The sequence below is a fragment of the Fuscovulum sp. genome (genome assembly GCA_035192965.1).
Classification (GTDB): domain Bacteria; phylum Pseudomonadota; class Alphaproteobacteria; order Rhodobacterales; family Rhodobacteraceae; genus Paragemmobacter.
In genome coordinates, this window is sequence record CP136571.1 from 3,299,717 (window position 1) to 3,316,624 (window position 16,908).

Consider the following 16,908-nt stretch of genomic DNA (forward strand, 5'->3'; position numbering starts at 1 on the left):
TGCGGGCTATTACCAAACACAGCCGCCCGGATTCCGCGCAAGCGGGCCTGGCTCAAGGGAACCGTCCGACGGGAATACCCGCGGAACACGCAAGAACGGGAGACGCCAATGGCCGACGCAGCCATTCATGGCCATGATCATGACGAGCGGGGGTTCTTCACCCGCTGGTTCATGTCCACAAACCACAAGGACATCGGGATCCTCTACCTCTTCACCGGCGGTCTCGTCGGTCTGATCTCGGTCATCTTCACCGTCTACATGCGGATGGAGCTGATGAACCCCGGGGTTCAGTACATGTGTCAGGAAGGCCTGCGCTTCGTTGCCGATGCGGCAGCGACCTGCACGCCCAACGGCCACATCTGGAACGTCACCATCACTGCGCACGGCATCCTGATGATGTTCTTCGTGGTGATCCCCGCGCTGTTCGGCGGCTTCGGCAACTACTTCATGCCGCTGCAGATCGGCGCGCCGGACATGGCTTTCCCGCGGATGAACAACCTGTCCTACTGGCTCTACGTCGCAGGCACCTCGCTCGCCGTGGCCTCGCTCTTCGCCCCCGGTGGCGGTGGCGAACTGGGTTCGGGCGCAGGCGTGGGCTGGGTGCTCTACCCGCCGCTGTCGACCACCGCCGAAGGCGGCTATGCCATGGACCTCGCGATCTTCGCTGTGCACCTCTCGGGCGCCTCCTCGATCCTCGGCGCGATCAACATGATCACCACCTTCCTGAACATGCGCGCCCCGGGCATGACCATGCACAAGGTCCCGCTGTTCGCCTGGTCGATCTTCGTGACGTCCTGGCTCATCCTGCTGGCCCTGCCGGTTCTGGCCGGTGCCATCACCATGCTGCTGACCGACCGTAACTTCGGCACCACCTTCTTCACGCCCTCGGGCGGCGGTGACCCGGTCCTGTACCAGCACATCCTGTGGTTCTTCGGCCACCCCGAGGTCTACATCATCATCCTGCCCGCCTTCGGGATCATCTCGCAGGTCATCGCAACCTTCTCGCGCAAGCCGATCTTTGGCTACCTGCCGATGGTTTATGCGATGGTGGCAATCGGGGTTCTGGGCTTCGTCGTCTGGGCGCACCACATGTACACCGTCGGCATGTCGCTGACCCAGCAGTCCTACTTCATGCTGGCGACCATGGTGATCGCGGTGCCCACCGGCATCAAGATCTTCTCTTGGATCGCCACCATGTGGGGCGGCTCCATCGAAATGAAGACCCCGATGCTCTGGGCCTTCGGCTTCCTGTTCCTCTTCACCGTCGGTGGCGTGACCGGGATCGTTCTGTCGCAGGCCGGCGTCGACCGCGCCTATCACGACACCTACTATGTCGTGGCGCACTTCCACTATGTGATGTCGCTCGGCGCGGTATTCGGCATCTTCGCAGGCATCTACTACTGGATGGGCAAGATGTCGGGCCGCCAGTACCCCGAATGGGCAGGCAAGCTGCACTTCTGGGCGATGTTCATCGGCTCCAACCTGACCTTCTTCCCCCAGCACTTCCTGGGCCGTCAGGGCATGCCCCGCCGCTACATCGACTACCCCGAGGCGTTTGCCTACTGGAACTGGTGGTCGTCCATCGGCGCGATGATCGCCTTTGCCTCCTTCGTGTTCTTCATCGGCATCGTGTTCTACACCCTGTTCTTCGGCAAGCGCGTCACCGAGAACAACTACTGGAACGAATACGCCGACACGCTGGAATGGACCCTGTCCTCGCCGCCGCCGGAGCACACTTTCGAACAGCTCCCCAAGCAGTCGGATTGGGATAAGGGCCACGCCCACTAAGGCCACGCCACTTGAAACGAAAGGCCCCGGAACCCCCGGGGCCTTTTGCTTTTGGCCCACCGCCAAACGGTTTCTGGCGCAGCTACCGCGCCGGAACTTGCGACAGTTTATGCGTCCCCACACCCCAAGCCGAACCAACCGCCTTGCCAGCCCCACACGCGCCACCCCGCCTGTCTCGCGCCAGAAACCGCTCCGGCATGTGCCTCAAACGTCGCTGCCCAAAAGACGCCGGAACAAGCCGTCGCACCCCCTTCCCTTCCTGATCCGTCGGGTTAACTTCGCGCCATGCCCTACCAATGGTTGCCCCCTTCCGAAGACGCACAGGCCCGCCTGCACCTCTGGCCCTACCGATCCCTGCCGCGCAAAGGCTTTGTCCTGTTTATCGGCGGCACCTCGGCCATGGTGCTGTTCCCCATGGTCTCCGTGCTCGGCTCGCCTGTCCTCTGGGGCATCCTGCCCTTTGTCGCGCTGGCGATCTGGGGCATGTGGGCCGCACTCTCCCGCTCCTACCGCGACGGCGAGATTGTCGAAGACCTCACCCTTACCCCGGACAGTCTCTCGCTCACCCGCCACGGCCCCCGCGGGCGGCGGCAGGACTGGCAGGCCAACCCGTTCTGGGTCTCGGTCCACCTGCACCCGACCGGCGGCCCCGTGCCCCATTACCTCACCCTGCGCGGCAGCGGGCGCGAGGTGGAATTGGGCGCTTTCCTCTCGGAAGAAGAACGCATCGCCCTACGGGATGAGTTGCAGGCCCGCCTCGCCCGGCTGAACAGCAGCCCCGGCGCAGTGACGTAGCGGCGGATCGGCACCACGCCCCTTCACAGGAAGGTGATCACCTCCCACATTAGACGGCAGCACGGGCGCAAGACCCGTGATCAGACGTGTTTCCGGGGAGGAACAACAGAATGACATCGAAAGCCACGGCCCGTCCCTGGGCCGCCGCTTACCCACCCGGCGTTCCCGCCGAGGTGACAGCACCCCTTGCCCCCACGCTGGGCCAACTGGTCCGCGACACCGCCGCGCGCGAAGGCAACCGCATCGCCTATACCGTGGTCATGCCCAACGGCATGTATGGCGATCTGACCTTTGCCGAGGTGGACCGCCTCTCCGACGCCTTCGCCAGCTATCTGCGCGATGTTGCAGGCCTCAACCCCGGCGACCGGGTGGCGCTGCAAACCCCGAACTCGCTGACCGTCCCGGTCGTGGCCTTCGGCGTGTTCAAGGCGGGCTGCGTGCTGGTCAACATCAACCCGCTCTACACCCCCTCCGAGATGGCGCATCAATTGCGCGACGCCAGCCCCCGGCTGATCGTCATCACCGACATGTTCATGGACAAACTGACCGAGGCGGGAAAGCTCACCCCCCTGCCACAGATCGTGGTCACCCGCGTCGCCGAACTCATGCCCCGCGCCGTGCGCGGCGTGATCGGGCTGGTCCAGAAATACTGGGACCGGACCATCCCCGCGCATGACCTTCCCCATATCCGCTTGCCCGACGCACTGGCCAAGGGCGCGGCCCGCCCCGCCGGCCGCCACGATGCCGATCTTCCCCCCGATGCCATCGCCGCCCTGCAATACACGGGCGGCACCACGGGCGTGGCCAAGGGCGCGATCCTCACCCACCGCAACCTGTTGATGAACATGGCCCAGGCCATGACCTTCATCAATCCGCACGTCGCCCCCGGCAAAGAGGTGGTGCTCACCGCCATCCCCACCTATCACATCCTTGCCTTCACCCTGAACCTTCTGGGCTTTTTCCACCTTGGCGGTCGCAATCTTCTGATACCGAACCCGCGCCCCCTGTCGAACCTCAAACGCGCGTTTGAAAACTACCCGATCACCTGGATCGTCGGGGTGAACACGCTGTTCAACGGGCTGATGAACGAATTCTGGTTCCGCGACGCCCCACCCCGCGCGCTCAAGGCCTCCTTCGCGGGCGGCATGGCCCTGCACGCCGCCGTGGCCCAGCGGTGGCGCGACATGACCGGAACGGAAATCGTCGAAGGCTATGGCCTGACCGAAACCTCCCCCGTCGCCACCGGCAATCCCATCGGCCGCGCGCGCGAAGGCTCCATCGGCATCCCCATGCCCTCGACGGAGGTTCGCCTCGTCGATGACACCGGCGCCGAAGTCCCCCCCGGCACTCCCGGCGAATTTACCCTGCGCGGACCGCAGGTCATGGCAGGCTACTGGCAGCGCCCCGAAGACACCGCCGCCGCGATCTGCGCTGAGGGCTTCCTGCGCACCGGCGACATCGCCGTCATGGACCCGGACGGCTATTTCCGCATCATCGACCGCAAGAAGGACATGATCCTCGTCTCGGGCTTCAACGTCTACCCGAATGAGGTGGAAGATGTTCTCGCCCGCCACCCCGGCATTGCCGAAAGCGCCGTGATCGGGATCCCCGACGGGGCTGCAGGCGAAGCCGTCCGCGCCTATATCGTCCGCCGCGATCCCACGCTGGCGGATGTCGACATCCGCGCCCATTGCAAGGCGCACCTCACCGCCTACAAGGTGCCGCGCCAGATCGAATTCCGCGATGACCTGCCCAAATCCAACGTGGGCAAGATCTTGCGCCGCGAATTGCGGACCGAGGCTCTCTCCAGCATGAAAGGCGCCTGATCATGGTCGGACCTCTCGAACAGGCGATCCTCGCCCTGATGATCGCCGTCATCATGCTGGGCATGGGTGCCTCGCTCACCCCGCGCGATTTCACCTCGGCGCTGAAACGGCCGCAGGGCCTGTTCATCGGCGTGGTATCACAATACGGCTTCATGCCACTGATCGCCTTCACCCTCGCCATGGTGCTGCCGGTCAGTGACCCGGTGAAGATCGGCCTCCTGATCATGGGCTGCATGCCCGGCGGCACAACCTCGAACATCTTCACCTATTTCTCCAAAGGCAATCTTGCCCTCTCGGTGCTGATGACGGTGACCTCCACCCTTTTTGGTGTGGTGCTGATCCCGATCCTGCTGCTGGTCTATGCCGCAGGGCTGGATATCGACATTCCGGCCTCCAACATCGTGGTCACGCTGATCCTCTTGCTGGTTCCCGTGGCCATCGGCATGGCGATCCGCCGCTGGAACGCCAATGTCGGCGCGCTGGTGGAACTGGGCGGCTCCGCGCTGGGGATCTTCTTCATCGTCTTCCTGCTGGTGTCATGGGTACCGCGCAACTGGGCCTTCCTCCTCACCACACCCGCATCGGTCTTTCTGGGGGCCATTGCGCTGGGGGTGGTAGGCTTTGCCTGTGGTTACGGCCTGTCGGTCCTGCTGCGCCAAACGCCGCGCAATGCCCGCACCGTGGCACTGGAAACCGGCATCCAGAACGGACCCCTTGCAGTGGCCCTGGTTGTGCTGACCTTCGCCAGCGCAGAGCAGCAGGAAATCCTCGCCGTGCCGGTGCTCTATTCGCTATTCATCGTGATCTCGTCCAGCCTGCTCACGTTCTGGTTCCGCCGGATCGACGCACGCTCGCAGCAGGCCCTGCCCAACGCCCTGCTCTGACGCCGCCATGAAAAAGGGGCCCCCGCACGGGGGCCCCGTTCCTACCCAAAGGCAGAGAAATCTCAGGCCAGCAGGTCCTTCACCTTCGGCCCCACCGCGCCGAAATCCATCTGCCCGGTATGCTTGCCCTTCAGCACCGCCATAACCCGGCCCATGTCGCGGATGCTTGTCGCCCCCGCCTCGGCAATCGCCGCCTTGACCGCGACCTCCACCTCATCCGACGAAAGCTGGCGCGGCAAGAACTCCTCAATCACGCCGATCTCGTTGATTTCCTTAGCCGCCAGCTCCAGCCGCCCGCCCTCTTCATAGGCGCGCGCGCTTTCCTGACGCTGCTTGACCATCTTTCCCATGATGGCCAGAATTTCCGGATCGCCAACCTCCTGCTCCCCGGCCTCGCCGCGCCCGGCGATCTCGCGATCCTTGATCGCGGCATTGATCAGCCGCAACGTCGAAAGCCGCTCGGCCGCCTTGGCCTTCATCGCATCTTTCAACGCAATCTGCAGGCGTTCCCGCAATGACATTTGTCACCTTTCCCCAAAGGTTGGCACCAGCCGCCAACATACCCTGTCCCGGCTTGGGCCACAACCACCCTCTGAAACTTCAAGCCATTGAAATAGAACGATATTCCTTTTGACTCAAAGCCTTGACCCCGCCCCCTCACACCACTAGTGTCCCCGAAATTTGCCCAAGGGGAGTCGCCGCCATGCCCACCTCCGCCCAGCCCAAACCGACCGCCTGCCTCGCGCTTTCCGATGGAACGGTGTTCTATGGCATGGGCTTCGGGGCCACAGGCGAAACCGTGGCGGAACTGGTCTTCAACACCGCGATGACCGGCTATCAAGAGATTATGACCGACCCATCCTATGCGGGCCAGGTCGTCACCTTCACCTTCCCCCATATCGGCAATACCGGCGTCACGGATGAAGATGACGAAACCACCACCCCCGTTGCCGCAGGCATGGTGGTGAAATGGGATCCGACCGAACCCTCCAACTGGCGCGCGCAGGGTGAACTCACCCAATGGCTTGCCCGCAAGGGCCGCATCGGCATCGGCGGCATTGACACCCGCCGCCTGACCCGCGCCATCCGTCAGCAGGGCGCGCCCCATGTCGCGCTCGCCCATGATCCCGAAGGCAATTTCGACATCGCCGCCCTTGTTGCCAAAGCCCGCGCCTGGAAGGGCCTTGTCGGCCTTGATCTGGCCAAGGATGTCTCCTGCACCCAATCCTATCGCTGGGATGAAAAACGTTGGGCTTGGCCCGAAGGCTATACGCAGCGCACCGGCGATGGCCTGCGCGTCGTGGCCATCGACTACGGCGCGAAACGCAACATCCTGCGCTGCCTCGCCTCGTCGGGCTGCGAAGTCACCGTCCTGCCCGCCTCCGCCACGGCCGAGGATGTGCTGGCCCTCAACCCTGAAGGCGTCTTCCTCTCCAACGGCCCCGGCGACCCGGCCGCCACGGGCGCCTATGCCGTGCCGATGATTCAGGGCGTTCTGGCCAAGGACCTGCCGCTTTTCGGCATCTGCCTCGGCCACCAGATGCTGGCCCTCGCCCTCGGCGCGCGCACGGTCAAGATGAACCACGGCCATCACGGCGCGAACCACCCGGTCAAGGATCTGACTACAGGCAAGGTGGAAATCACATCGATGAACCACGGCTTCACCGTGGACAGCCAGACTCTGCCCGCCGGCGTCAGCGAAACGCATGTCTCGCTCTTTGATGGTTCCAACTGCGGCATTGCCGTGGATGGCAAGCCGATCTTCTCGGTCCAATACCACCCCGAAGCCTCGCCCGGTCCGCAAGACAGCTATTACCTCTTCGAACGCTTCGCCCAGGCGATGCGCGCCCGCCGCGCCGCCTGATCGCCGCCCGAACACGGTCAAGGCGTTAACCCCGCCTTAACCGAATGCAACGCATGGTTGACTCCGCGCATCGGAGTCATCCCTCATGCCTGTACCGACCCGCCGCCCCGGCACCAGCCTGCCCAGCCTCGCCCCTTTCGGCATGGCCCCCAGCACCCAACCCATGACGCGCGGCACCGCCGCAGCCGACCGCCCGCCGCACCTCGGGGCCACCGCACCCGCCGCAGGCTTTTCCGATGCGCAGATAACCTTCCTCGCAGCACCCGATCCGGCCTTCCGCAATCTCGCCCGCGCACAAATCCTGCCGGCACCACCCCCGCGCCCCACCCCGCCCAAACCAGACCTGCCCCGATTGGTCGATCCCCCTCCATGGGCCGACCTGCCGCGCCAGCTTGACCTGCCCCTTCCCGTCGATCCGCTGCGCGAACCGCCCGATCTGCTGCTCCTGCACCGCCTCGGGCCTGCCTTCGCCCTGCGCCACGCGCTCCTGCCCTGGCGGCAGCGCAACGGCGATATCGTCATCCTCACCGCCACCCCCGCGGGATTCGACCGGCACAGCGCCTTTCTCGCCGCCCTCTTCGGCCCGCGCATCCGCCCCCTCCCCTGCCCCCGCCCGCTGATCGAGGCGGCCTTGCTTGCCCATGCCGGCCCCGGCCTTGTTCAGGCCGCCGAACAGCGCCCCCCCGCCATCGACAGTTGCCGCAGCCTCGACCGCGTCACCCTCACCCTTTGGGCCGGGGCGATTGCATTGGCCATGCTCGCCCTCGCCACCCTGCGCCCCGATCTGGCCTTCGGCCTTTTGCTGGGGCTGACCGCGCTCACCTTCCTCAGCCTCACCATCCTGAAATTCGCCACCGCCGCCGCCGCCCTGCGTGACCGTCAGGAACACGCCCCCCCGCTCGACCGCGCCGATCTGCCCATCATCTCCGTCCTCGTCGCGCTGTATGGCGAGGCTGAGATTGCCCCCCGCCTGATCCGCCGCCTCTCGGCCCTCGATTACCCGCGCGACCGGCTAGATGTGATCGTCCTGCTGGAATCGTCCGACACCCCCACCCGCACCGCCATCGCCAAGGTTGACCTGCCCCCTTGGATGCGCGTGATCGCCGTGCCCGATGGCCGCATCCGAACCAAACCGCGCGCCCTGAACTTCGGCCTCGATTTCACGCGCGGCAGCATCATCGGCATCTACGATGCCGAAGACGCCCCCGCCCCCGATCAACTGCTCAAGGTGGCCGCCATTTTCGCCAATGCCCCGCCACGGCTGGGCTGCCTGCAAGGGATGCTCGATTTCTACAACCCTGCCACCAACTGGATCGCGCGCTGTTTTACGCTGGAATATGCCGCATGGTTCCGGCTGTTCCTGCCCGGTCTCATCCGCCTTGGCCTGCCCATCCCGCTGGGCGGCACCACGCTCTTCCTGCGCCGCAATGCTGTACTGGATGTGGGCGCATGGGATGCCCATAACGTCACCGAAGATGCCGATCTCGGCCTCCGCCTCGCCCGCCGCGGCTGGCAGACCGGGATGCTCCCCTCTGTCACGATGGAAGAGGCGAACTGTCGCCCGGTGCCCTGGGTCAAGCAGCGCTCGCGCTGGACCAAGGGCTATCTGATGACATGGCTCGTCCACATGCGCGCACCGCGCGCCCTTCTGCGCGACCTCGGCCCCCGCCGATTTGTCGCCGTGCAGGTGCTGATCCTCGGCTCCTTGATGCAGGGCATCGCCACCCCGGTCCTGTGGTCGCTCTGGCTGGTGGCCTTTGGCCTGCCGCATCCGGTGCTGGACCTGATCGATCGCGAAACCCTGCTCCGCCTCGCCCCGCTCCTCCTCGGCGTCAATCTTCTGGATTTCGCTCTGGCCGCAATTGCCATGCGCCGCGCCGGTCACGCGGTGCCATGGCCATGGCTGCCCCTTCTGAAACCCTATGCGCTGCTCACATCCTTCGCCGCCGCCAAAGCGCTGGTCGAGGCTGTCACCCGCCCCTTCCACTGGGACAAGACCAAGCATGGCCACTTCGACGGCGACACCGAAGACAAACCATAACCGCCCTCAGCGCGTGCGAATCTCGCCCGCATCCACCCGCAACCGCGTCTCGAAAGCCTTGCTGATGTGCTGGCGCAGCGCCTGATAGGCGGCCTCTCCATCCCGCGCCTCGATTGCCCGGACAATCTGGTCATGCTCGGCCAGCGCCACCTCATCCCGCCCTTCGGCCGCAAAAGAGGTATTGGCCATCAAGGCCATCGACCGATGCACAAGGTCCAATTGCTGCACCAGAAACCGGTTGTGGCTGGCCAGATGGATTTGCTTGTGAAACCGCTTGTTCGCACGGCTCAGCAGCTTGGGGTCCGCCCCAAGCAAGGCCAGATCGTCATCGACCATCCCGCGCAGCACCCGGATCTCTTCATCCGTCGCATGTCGCGCCGCCAGCCGTGCCGCCAGCCCCTCCAACTCGGTCCGCACCGCGTAAAGCTCGGCCAACTGGTTGTGGTCCAGCGACGCCACGATCAGGCTTCGCCCGTCGCGCGTTAGCATCGCCTGCGTCTCCAACCGCTGCAACGCCTCGCGCACTGGCGTGCGCGATACCCCCAACCGTTCGGCCAATTCCGATTCCACCAGCCGATCACCGGGCTTGTACAGCCCCGCATCAATCGCCTCCAGGATCAGCGTATACGCATCCTTCTGCACCTGTCGCCCCCTCCGCGCGCCGAATGAATACATCGGCATACCGTAACAGACCCTAATCCCCACCCCGCGCCCATGCAACGCCCCCATTGCCGCCACCCTATCGGCGGACTACCTTGCCGCCATGCCAAAGCAAGATTTCCTCCACGTCCGCACCTGGGTCTTTGACCTCGACAACACGCTCTACCCGCCGCAGATGCGCCTGTTCGACCAGATCGAGGTCCGGATGACCAACTGGGTCATGCAGGCGCTGAATGTCGACCGCGCCCATGCCGATCACCTGCGCGCCAGCTACTGGAAACTTTACGGCACCACGCTGGCCGGCCTCATGGCCGAACACCGGATCGACCCCGAGGCCTATCTCGCCGATGTCCATGACATCGACTTCTCCGTCCTTTCCCCCGATCCCGCGCTCGCCGCGCACATCGCCGCCTTGCCCGGCCGCCGCATCGTCTACACCAATGCCGATGCCCCCTATGCCCATCGCGTGTTGGCCGCCCGCGGCCTGACTGGGCTTTTTGATGCGGTCTATGGCGTGGAACATGCCGAGTACCGTCCGAAACCAGAACACGCCGCCTTCCAGACCGTCTTTGCCAAAGACGGGCTCGATCCCACCCGCGCCGCGATGTTCGAAGATGATGCCCGCAACCTTGCCGCGCCCCATGCCATGGGCATGCGCACCGTGCATATCGCGCCCGAGGCCGAACCTGCGCCGCATATCCACCACCACGCGCAGGACCTGACCGCCTTCCTGGCAAAGCTCACGGCCGCATAGTCGCACGCACCGGCGCGAACGCGACGCTGCGCCGCAGCATCCGATCTTTGACAAAGGCCCGATCCACCCCATTTACGGGTTGATATCAGGAGTCCCGCATGTCGCTTTCCGCAACTGTCCCCGCCCGGCCCAGCCTCGCCAGCCGCATTCTTCACGCGACCCCGATCCTTGGCCATATCGCGCGCGACATCTCGACGATCTATTACGTCCTGATGATTGTCCTCACCCTGATCGTCCTGTCGGTCAAAACCTGGGGCCTTGCCGCCCTTGTTCTGACCGCGGTCGCCTTCGTGCCGGTGATGTTCGCCCTGCTGATCTGGATCACCCTGCCCTGATCCCAAGGCGGCGGGTCAACATGTCGCTTACCCTTCTTGTGACAGAGGCGTATCTCTGGGCACAGAAGAACGCCGGAGGCTGACATGACCCGCGAAACAACCGAAATCCTCATCGCTGGCGGGGGTGTGGCAGGCCTGACCGCCGCCGCCGCCTTTGGATCAGCGGGTTTCTCGGTGATCTGCGTCGATCCCACCCCCCCCGTCACGAGTATGGAGGCAGATGGCGCCGACCTGCGCACCACCGCCTTCCTGCAACCCTCGATCCCCGTCCTCGAAGCCGCAGGCCTGTGGACCCGCCTCGCCCCCCACGCCGCCGCGCTTCAGATCATGCGCATTGTCGATGCCGGGGGCGAACTTCCCGAACCCCGCATCGTCAAGGAATTTGATGCCGCCGATATCTCGGCGGATCCCTTCGGCTGGAACCTCCCCAACTGGCTCCTGCGCCGCGAAATGGTGGAACGCTTGGCCGAACTGCCCAATGTCTCGTTCCGCCCGGGCATATCAGCCACGAACCTGCTCACCCGCGACAGCGAGGCACTCGTCACCCTGTCCGATGGCACCCGCATCGCCGCCCGCATGGTCATCGCCGCCGATGGCCGCGCCTCCGCGATGCGCGAGGCGCTGGAAATCCCCGTGCGAACCATGCGCTATGGCCAGAAGGCGCTCGCCTTCGCCGTCTCGCACCCGATCCCGCACCGCAACGTCTCGACCGAGATTCACCGCTCGGGCGGCCCCTTCACCCTCGTCCCCCTGCCCGATCGCAACGGTCTGCCCTGCTCGGCCATCGTCTGGATGGAAACCGGCCCCAACATCCAGCGCCTCGCTGCCCTGCCCATCCCGGAGTTCGAGGCAGAGATGAACACCCGCTCCTGCCATATCCTCGGCCCGCTGACCCTGATCAGCCGCCGCACCGTCTGGCCCATAATCAGCCAGATTGCTGACCGCATGTCCGGCGAACGCACCGCCCTGTTGGCCGAAGCCGCGCATGTCGTCCCGCCCATCGGCGCGCAGGGGCTGAACATGTCGCTGGCCGACCTCAAGGCCCTGCTGGATTTGGCCGAGGCAGATCGCGCCGGTCTGGGCAGCGCAAAGATGCTCGACACCTATCACCGCCAACGCCACACCGAGGTTCAGGTCCGCGTCACCGGGATCGACGCGCTCAACCGCGCCTCAATGATGGGCGCGCAAGGCCTGCGCGATCTGCGCGCCACCGCGCTGAACGCGCTCTATTCCGTGGCCCCCGTCCGCAAAACACTCATGCGCGCGGGCCTCGGCCTGCGCTAGGGCCCGAGAATTTTCCCGAAAATTCTCGGGCACCCCCGCCCAAAACTTTCCCACTGGAAAGTTTTGGGCCCACGCTCCGGAAAATCTTTATAAAGATTTTCCGGGCTTACAGCACAGCCTCAACAGCCCGCTCCAGCCGCGCCACGGTGGCCGGCACATCCTTCAGCTTGTCCAACCCGAACAGGCCCAGCCGGAATGTCTTGAACTCCGGCCCCTCGCCCACCTGCAACGGCACACCCGCCGCGATCTGCAACCCCTGCGCGCGGAACTTCGCGCCATTCTGCACATCGGGCTGGTCGGTATAGCTCACCACCACGCCGGGGGCCTGATAGCCTTCCGCCGCGACAGACGGCACGCCCTTTCCGGCCAGCAGCCCGCGCACGGCCTGGCCCAGCTCCCATTGTGCGGCCTTGGCCTCGGCAAAACCCATCGCCTTGGTCTCCAGCATCGCGTCCCGGAAGCCCACAATCGCATCCGTGGGCATCGTGGCATGATAGGCATGCCCGCCACCCTCATAGGCGGCCATGATGGCCCGCCATTTCTTCAGGTCCATCGCAAAGGAATTGCTGTCCGTCTCGGCCAGCCGCGCCTCGGCGCGCGGGCTCATCACCACCACCCCGGCTGAGGGCGCGGCGGACCAGCCCTTCTGCGGCGCACTGATCAGCACATCCACCCCGGTCGCTTCCATATCCACCCAGATGCAACCGCTCGCGATGCAATCCAGCACCATGATCGCCCCCACCTCATGCGCCGCAGCGGCGATCTGGGCGATATACGCATCCGGCAGGATGATCCCCGCGCTCGTCTCCACATGCGGGGCGAACACGGCTTCGGGCTTCATCTCGCGGATCTTGGCAACCACCTCCTCCACCGGCGGCGGCGCATAAGGCGCACGCGGATCATTCCCGGTCTGGCGCGCCATCACCACCGTCGTCTCGCCCGCAAAAGCGCCCGCGTCAAAGATCTGCGACCAGCGGAAGGAAAACCACCCATTGCGCACCACCAGCACCGATCCCTTGCCGAACTGCCGCGCCACAGCCTCCATCGCAAAGGTCCCGCCACCGGGAACCAAAGCCACAGCCGAGCCGTGATAGACCTCTTTCAGCAGCGCCGACACATCCCGCATCACGCCCTGAAACCGCGCTGACATGTGGTTCAGGCTGCGGTCGGTGAAGACCACGGAAAACTCCTCAAGCCCCTCCGGGTCGATATGTGCATGCAGTCCGGGCATCGTCAGCCTCTCCATTCCGAAACGCGATGGCCTGCCTGCGCAAGCCAATCAGGGTTGATCTCCACCCCCCAGCCGGGGGCATCGGGCACGGTCACGCACCCCTCTTTCACATCATAGGGCGACCCAAGGAAAAGTCCCTCCTGCCACGGATAGTAGTCCGGCCCCTCGATCGACAATTCCAGATATTTCCCCGCATTGGGGATCGCCTTCAACAGATGCATCGTGCACATCGTCACCAGCGACAGGTTGGCCGCATGCGGCGTGATCGGCAACCCCGCCGCTGCACCCATCCGGCACACCTCCAGCGTGCGATGGATGCCGCCCATATACATCACATCCGGTTGCAGAATATCGACCGCCCCGTGCTCGATCATCAGCCGCCAGCTGGAAAACTCGCAATCCTGCTCACCGCCCGCCACGTCGATGGACAGCGCCGCCCGCACCTCTGCCGTCTGATCCACCTCCCAATAGGGGCAAGGCTCTTCAAAATGCCCGATGCCGTTGTCCTCCAGCATCCGCCCCACCTCGATCGCCCGGCGGGGTGAAAAGCCGGAATTGCCGTCCACCAGCTTTTCGATGCCATCCCCCAACGCCTTCGCCACGACCGGGATCACCGCCTCCGTTCTCCCCGGCCATTCATCCGCGTCGCGCCCGCATTCCGCCCCCACGCGCCATTTGAAGGCGGTAAACCCCTTCTCATCCCTAAGCCGGCACAACCGCGCCGCCTCATCCTCGGGCGAAATATCGCGCTTCATACTCGACGCATAGGCGCGCAGCTGCCCCGGCTCCCCACCCAGCAACGCGACGACAGGCTTGCCCTCCACCTTTCCCCGCAGATCCCACAGCGCCGTATCCAGCCCCGCCATGGCACGGCGCAGATAGCTGCCGGGATATTTGTGCTCCCGCTCATAAACCCGCCGCAGCGTATCCTCGAAATCCAGCGCATCCGTCCCCAGCGCGTGCGGCGCCACCTGACGATGAAACACCTCTGCCGTCAGGTCCGCGTAATAGGTCGACACCTGCCCCCAGCCGACAGCCCCACCCTCCGCCGTCGCCCGTACGAAGCAGACATACTCATTGCCAAAGGTCTCCAGCCGCGTGATCCGCATCGCACCCCCACCGATCGCCGACCCCGTCACCCTAGCGCCCAGCTTCCGCCTACACAGCGCCATTCCCGACACGCGCCACGCCGCTTCCCGCGCTCTGTCCCTTCATCTGTTCCCAAATATCCCGGGGGTGAATGGCCGCTTGCGGCCAGAGGGGTTGGCCCCCTGAACCGGAGGCAAAGCGCGAAGGCGCGCAGCCGACAGAAAAGCCCTGCGGCGGCACGCCGCTCCGATCAGAACCCGATCACCCCAAAGGCCCCGGCCGCCGCTCCTCGGTCAAAAGCACATTGGCCTCCACATTCCCCACCCCCGGCAGCGTCATGATCCGCCGCCGCAACACCCGCTCGAAATCCACGATATCCCGCGCCACCACGCGCAGGCGGTAGTCGAACAGCCCCAGCACATGCTGCACCACCTGCACTTCGGGGATGGCCGTCACAGCCCGCTCGAAATCCTCCAGCGGCACCCGCCCCCGCGTCGCCAGCTTCACCCCCAGAAACACCGTCACCCCAAACCCCAGCGCCGCACGGTCCACATCCACCCGCCGCCCCGCAATCACCCCCGCCTCCTCCAGCCGCCGCACCCGCCGCCAGGCGCCGGGCTGGCTCAACCCCAGCCGCCGCCCCAATTCCCCCGCCGACAGGGTGCCATCCGCCACCAAGGCGCGGCAGATCGCCCGGTCCAGATCATCCAGGTCGATCACAGCGGCAACGCCTCCCCGTCCTTGATGGTGGAAATCAGCATCAAGGCCTCCAGCTCCGCGATATGCGGCAGGGTCAGGATGCGCGTGCGATAGACCTCCTGATAATGCCCCATGTCCCGCGCGATCACGTTCAGCCGCACATCCACCCGGCCCAGAAACGTCTCGATTGCCACCACCTCAGGCACCTCCCGCGCCGCCGCGATGAACGCGTCAAAGGCCCGCGGGTCGGTCTTGTCCAGCGTAAAGCGCAACGAAACCTCCACCCCATAGCCCATCGCGCGCCAATCGATCACCGCCTGCTCCGCCCGGATCACCCCCGCGGCCTGCATCCGCTCCAGCCGCCGCCACAGCGTCGCCACCGTCACCCCCGCCCGCGCCGCCAGCTCCGCGCGCGGCAAGGCCGGTTCCGCCAGATGATGCCGCAGGATGCGCCGGTCCGTCTCGTCAAGCATGATCTATCCGCTAAACCGCCATTCCCTGCATGATCCCTCCCACAAACGACGATAATCGTCAAACAATGCACGGCCTCCCGCGCGAAAATCCGTATTCTGCCGCCATCATCAGCAAAAGGAACGCCCCAATGCGCGTCTATTATGATCGTGACTGCGACATCAACCTGATCAAGGACAAGAAGGTCGCCATCCTCGGCTACGGCTCCCAGGGCCACGCCCACGCCCTCAACCTGCGCGACTCGGGCGCCAAGAACCTCGTCGTCGCCCTCCGCGAGGGCTCCCCCTCCGCCAAGAAGGCCGAGGCCGAAGGCCTCAAAGTCATGGGCATCGCCGAAGCCGCCGCTTGGGCCGACCTGATCATGTTCACCATGCCCGACGAGCTTCAGGCCGAAACCTACCGCAAATACGTCCATGACAACCTGAAAGAGGGCGCCGCCATCGCCTTCGCCCACGGCCTGAACGTCCACTTCGGCCTGATCGAGCCGAAAAAGGGCGTCGACGTCATCATGATGGCCCCCAAGGGCCCCGGCCACACCGTCCGCGGCGAATACGTCAAGGGCGGCGGCGTCCCCTGCCTCGTGGCCGTCCATCAGGATGCCACCGGCCGCGCCATGGAAATCGGTCTCTCCTACTGCTCCGCCATCGGCGGCGGCCGCTCGGGGATCATCGAAACCAACTTCCGTCAGGAATGCGAGACCGATCTCTTCGGCGAACAGGCGGTCCTCTGCGGCGGTCTGGTCGAGCTGATCCGCATGGGCTTCGAAACCCTGGTCGAAGCCGGGTATGAGCCCGAAATGGCCTATTTCGAATGCCTGCACGAGGTGAAGCTGATCGTCGACCTGATCTACGAAGGCGGCATCGCCAACATGAACTACTCGATCTCGAACACCGCCGAATACGGCGAATACGTCTCGGGCCCGCGCATCCTGCCGTACGACGAAACCAAGGCCCGCATGAAAGCCGTGCTGACCGACATCCAGACCGGCAAATTCGTGCGCGACTTCATGCAGGAAAACGCCGTCGGCCAACCCTTCTTCAAGGCCACCCGCCGCATCAACGACGAACACCAGATCGAGAAAGTGGGCGAAAAGCTCCGCGCCATGATGCCCTGGATCTCCAAAGGCAAGATGGTCGACCGCGCGCGGAACTGATCTTTACGGGTCGGTTGGAAAAGGGGTGCAGTCT

At 65.0% G+C, this 16,908-nt stretch carries 16 protein-coding genes; 10 read left to right on the forward strand and 6 right to left on the reverse strand.

Features of this window, described 5'->3' with window-relative positions:
* Positions 1-108: 108 nt before the first annotated feature.
* The 4 genes from ctaD to RSE12_16100 all read left to right on the forward strand — a co-directional run bounded on the left by ctaD (position 109) and on the right by RSE12_16100 (position 5,293).
* Complete coding sequence (gene ctaD, locus RSE12_16085; protein ID WRH61871.1) at positions 109-1,788, forward strand: cytochrome c oxidase subunit I; 1,680 nt, start codon at positions 109-111, stop codon at positions 1,786-1,788.
* A 285-nt stretch (positions 1,789-2,073) separates the two neighbouring features.
* The gene (locus RSE12_16090) at positions 2,074-2,583 is read left to right on the forward strand and encodes a DUF2244 domain-containing protein (protein WRH61872.1); all 510 of its coding nucleotides are present in this window, start codon (positions 2,074-2,076) and stop codon (positions 2,581-2,583) included.
* Positions 2,584-2,693: 110 nt separating this feature from the next.
* Positions 2,694-4,409, forward strand: coding sequence for an AMP-binding protein (locus tag RSE12_16095; GenBank protein WRH61873.1), 1,716 nt, complete (start codon positions 2,694-2,696; stop codon positions 4,407-4,409).
* Between the two features lie 2 nt (positions 4,410-4,411).
* Positions 4,412-5,293, forward strand: coding sequence for a bile acid:sodium symporter (locus tag RSE12_16100; GenBank protein WRH61874.1), 882 nt, complete (start codon positions 4,412-4,414; stop codon positions 5,291-5,293).
* Positions 5,294-5,355: 62 nt separating this feature from the next.
* Here RSE12_16100 and RSE12_16105 read toward each other — a convergent pair whose 3' ends face one another.
* Positions 5,356-5,814: a GatB/YqeY domain-containing protein gene (locus tag RSE12_16105; GenBank protein WRH61875.1), complete on the reverse strand. Its 459-nt coding sequence runs from the start codon at positions 5,812-5,814 to the stop codon at positions 5,356-5,358.
* 182 nt (positions 5,815-5,996) lie between these two features.
* Between RSE12_16105 and carA the strand changes: the two genes are divergently transcribed.
* Together carA and RSE12_16115 are read left to right on the forward strand one after the other, a co-directional pair.
* Positions 5,997-7,157 carry a glutamine-hydrolyzing carbamoyl-phosphate synthase small subunit gene (gene carA / locus RSE12_16110; GenBank protein WRH61876.1) on the forward strand — a complete coding sequence of 387 codons (1,161 nt, stop codon included), beginning with the start codon at positions 5,997-5,999 and terminating at the stop codon, positions 7,155-7,157.
* Between the two features lie 85 nt (positions 7,158-7,242).
* Complete coding sequence (locus tag RSE12_16115; GenBank protein ID WRH61877.1) at positions 7,243-9,198, forward strand: glycosyltransferase family 2 protein; 1,956 nt, start codon at positions 7,243-7,245, stop codon at positions 9,196-9,198.
* A gap of 6 nt (positions 9,199-9,204) precedes the next feature.
* Here RSE12_16115 and RSE12_16120 read toward each other — a convergent pair whose 3' ends face one another.
* A complete protein-coding gene (locus RSE12_16120) occupies positions 9,205-9,840 on the reverse strand; it encodes a GntR family transcriptional regulator (protein WRH61878.1) in 636 nt (211 codons plus the stop codon).
* Positions 9,841-9,961: 121 nt separating this feature from the next.
* Between RSE12_16120 and RSE12_16125 the strand changes: the two genes are divergently transcribed.
* From RSE12_16125 to RSE12_16135, 3 genes are all read left to right on the forward strand, one after another.
* A complete protein-coding gene (locus RSE12_16125; protein ID WRH61879.1) occupies positions 9,962-10,612 on the forward strand; it encodes a pyrimidine 5'-nucleotidase in 651 nt (216 codons plus the stop codon).
* A gap of 98 nt (positions 10,613-10,710) precedes the next feature.
* Positions 10,711-10,947 (forward strand): hypothetical protein, encoded by a 237-nt coding sequence (locus RSE12_16130; GenBank protein ID WRH61880.1) that lies wholly within the window; start codon positions 10,711-10,713, stop codon positions 10,945-10,947.
* Between the two features lie 84 nt (positions 10,948-11,031).
* Positions 11,032-12,231 (forward strand): UbiH/UbiF family hydroxylase, encoded by a 1,200-nt coding sequence (locus tag RSE12_16135; protein ID WRH61881.1) that lies wholly within the window; start codon positions 11,032-11,034, stop codon positions 12,229-12,231.
* Between the two features lie 106 nt (positions 12,232-12,337).
* Here RSE12_16135 and RSE12_16140 read toward each other — a convergent pair whose 3' ends face one another.
* From RSE12_16140 to RSE12_16155, 4 genes are all read right to left on the reverse strand, one after another.
* Complete coding sequence (locus RSE12_16140; protein WRH61882.1) at positions 12,338-13,462, reverse strand: aminotransferase class V-fold PLP-dependent enzyme; 1,125 nt, start codon at positions 13,460-13,462, stop codon at positions 12,338-12,340.
* Positions 13,463-13,464: 2 nt separating this feature from the next.
* Complete coding sequence (locus tag RSE12_16145) at positions 13,465-14,571, reverse strand: mandelate racemase/muconate lactonizing enzyme family protein (GenBank protein ID WRH61883.1); 1,107 nt, start codon at positions 14,569-14,571, stop codon at positions 13,465-13,467.
* Between the two features lie 241 nt (positions 14,572-14,812).
* On the reverse strand, positions 14,813-15,271 hold the full coding sequence (locus RSE12_16150) for an Lrp/AsnC family transcriptional regulator (protein WRH61884.1): 459 nt from the start codon (positions 15,269-15,271) through the stop codon (positions 14,813-14,815).
* A complete protein-coding gene (locus tag RSE12_16155) occupies positions 15,268-15,723 on the reverse strand; it encodes an Lrp/AsnC family transcriptional regulator (GenBank protein WRH61885.1) in 456 nt (151 codons plus the stop codon). Before RSE12_16155 ends, RSE12_16150 begins: the two co-directional genes overlap by 4 nt.
* 128 nt (positions 15,724-15,851) lie before the next feature.
* On the opposite strand from RSE12_16155, the gene ilvC reads away from it, so the two are divergent.
* Positions 15,852-16,874 carry a ketol-acid reductoisomerase gene (gene ilvC, locus RSE12_16160; protein ID WRH61886.1) on the forward strand — a complete coding sequence of 341 codons (1,023 nt, stop codon included), beginning with the start codon at positions 15,852-15,854 and terminating at the stop codon, positions 16,872-16,874.
* The last annotated feature ends 34 nt before the right edge of the window (positions 16,875-16,908 follow it).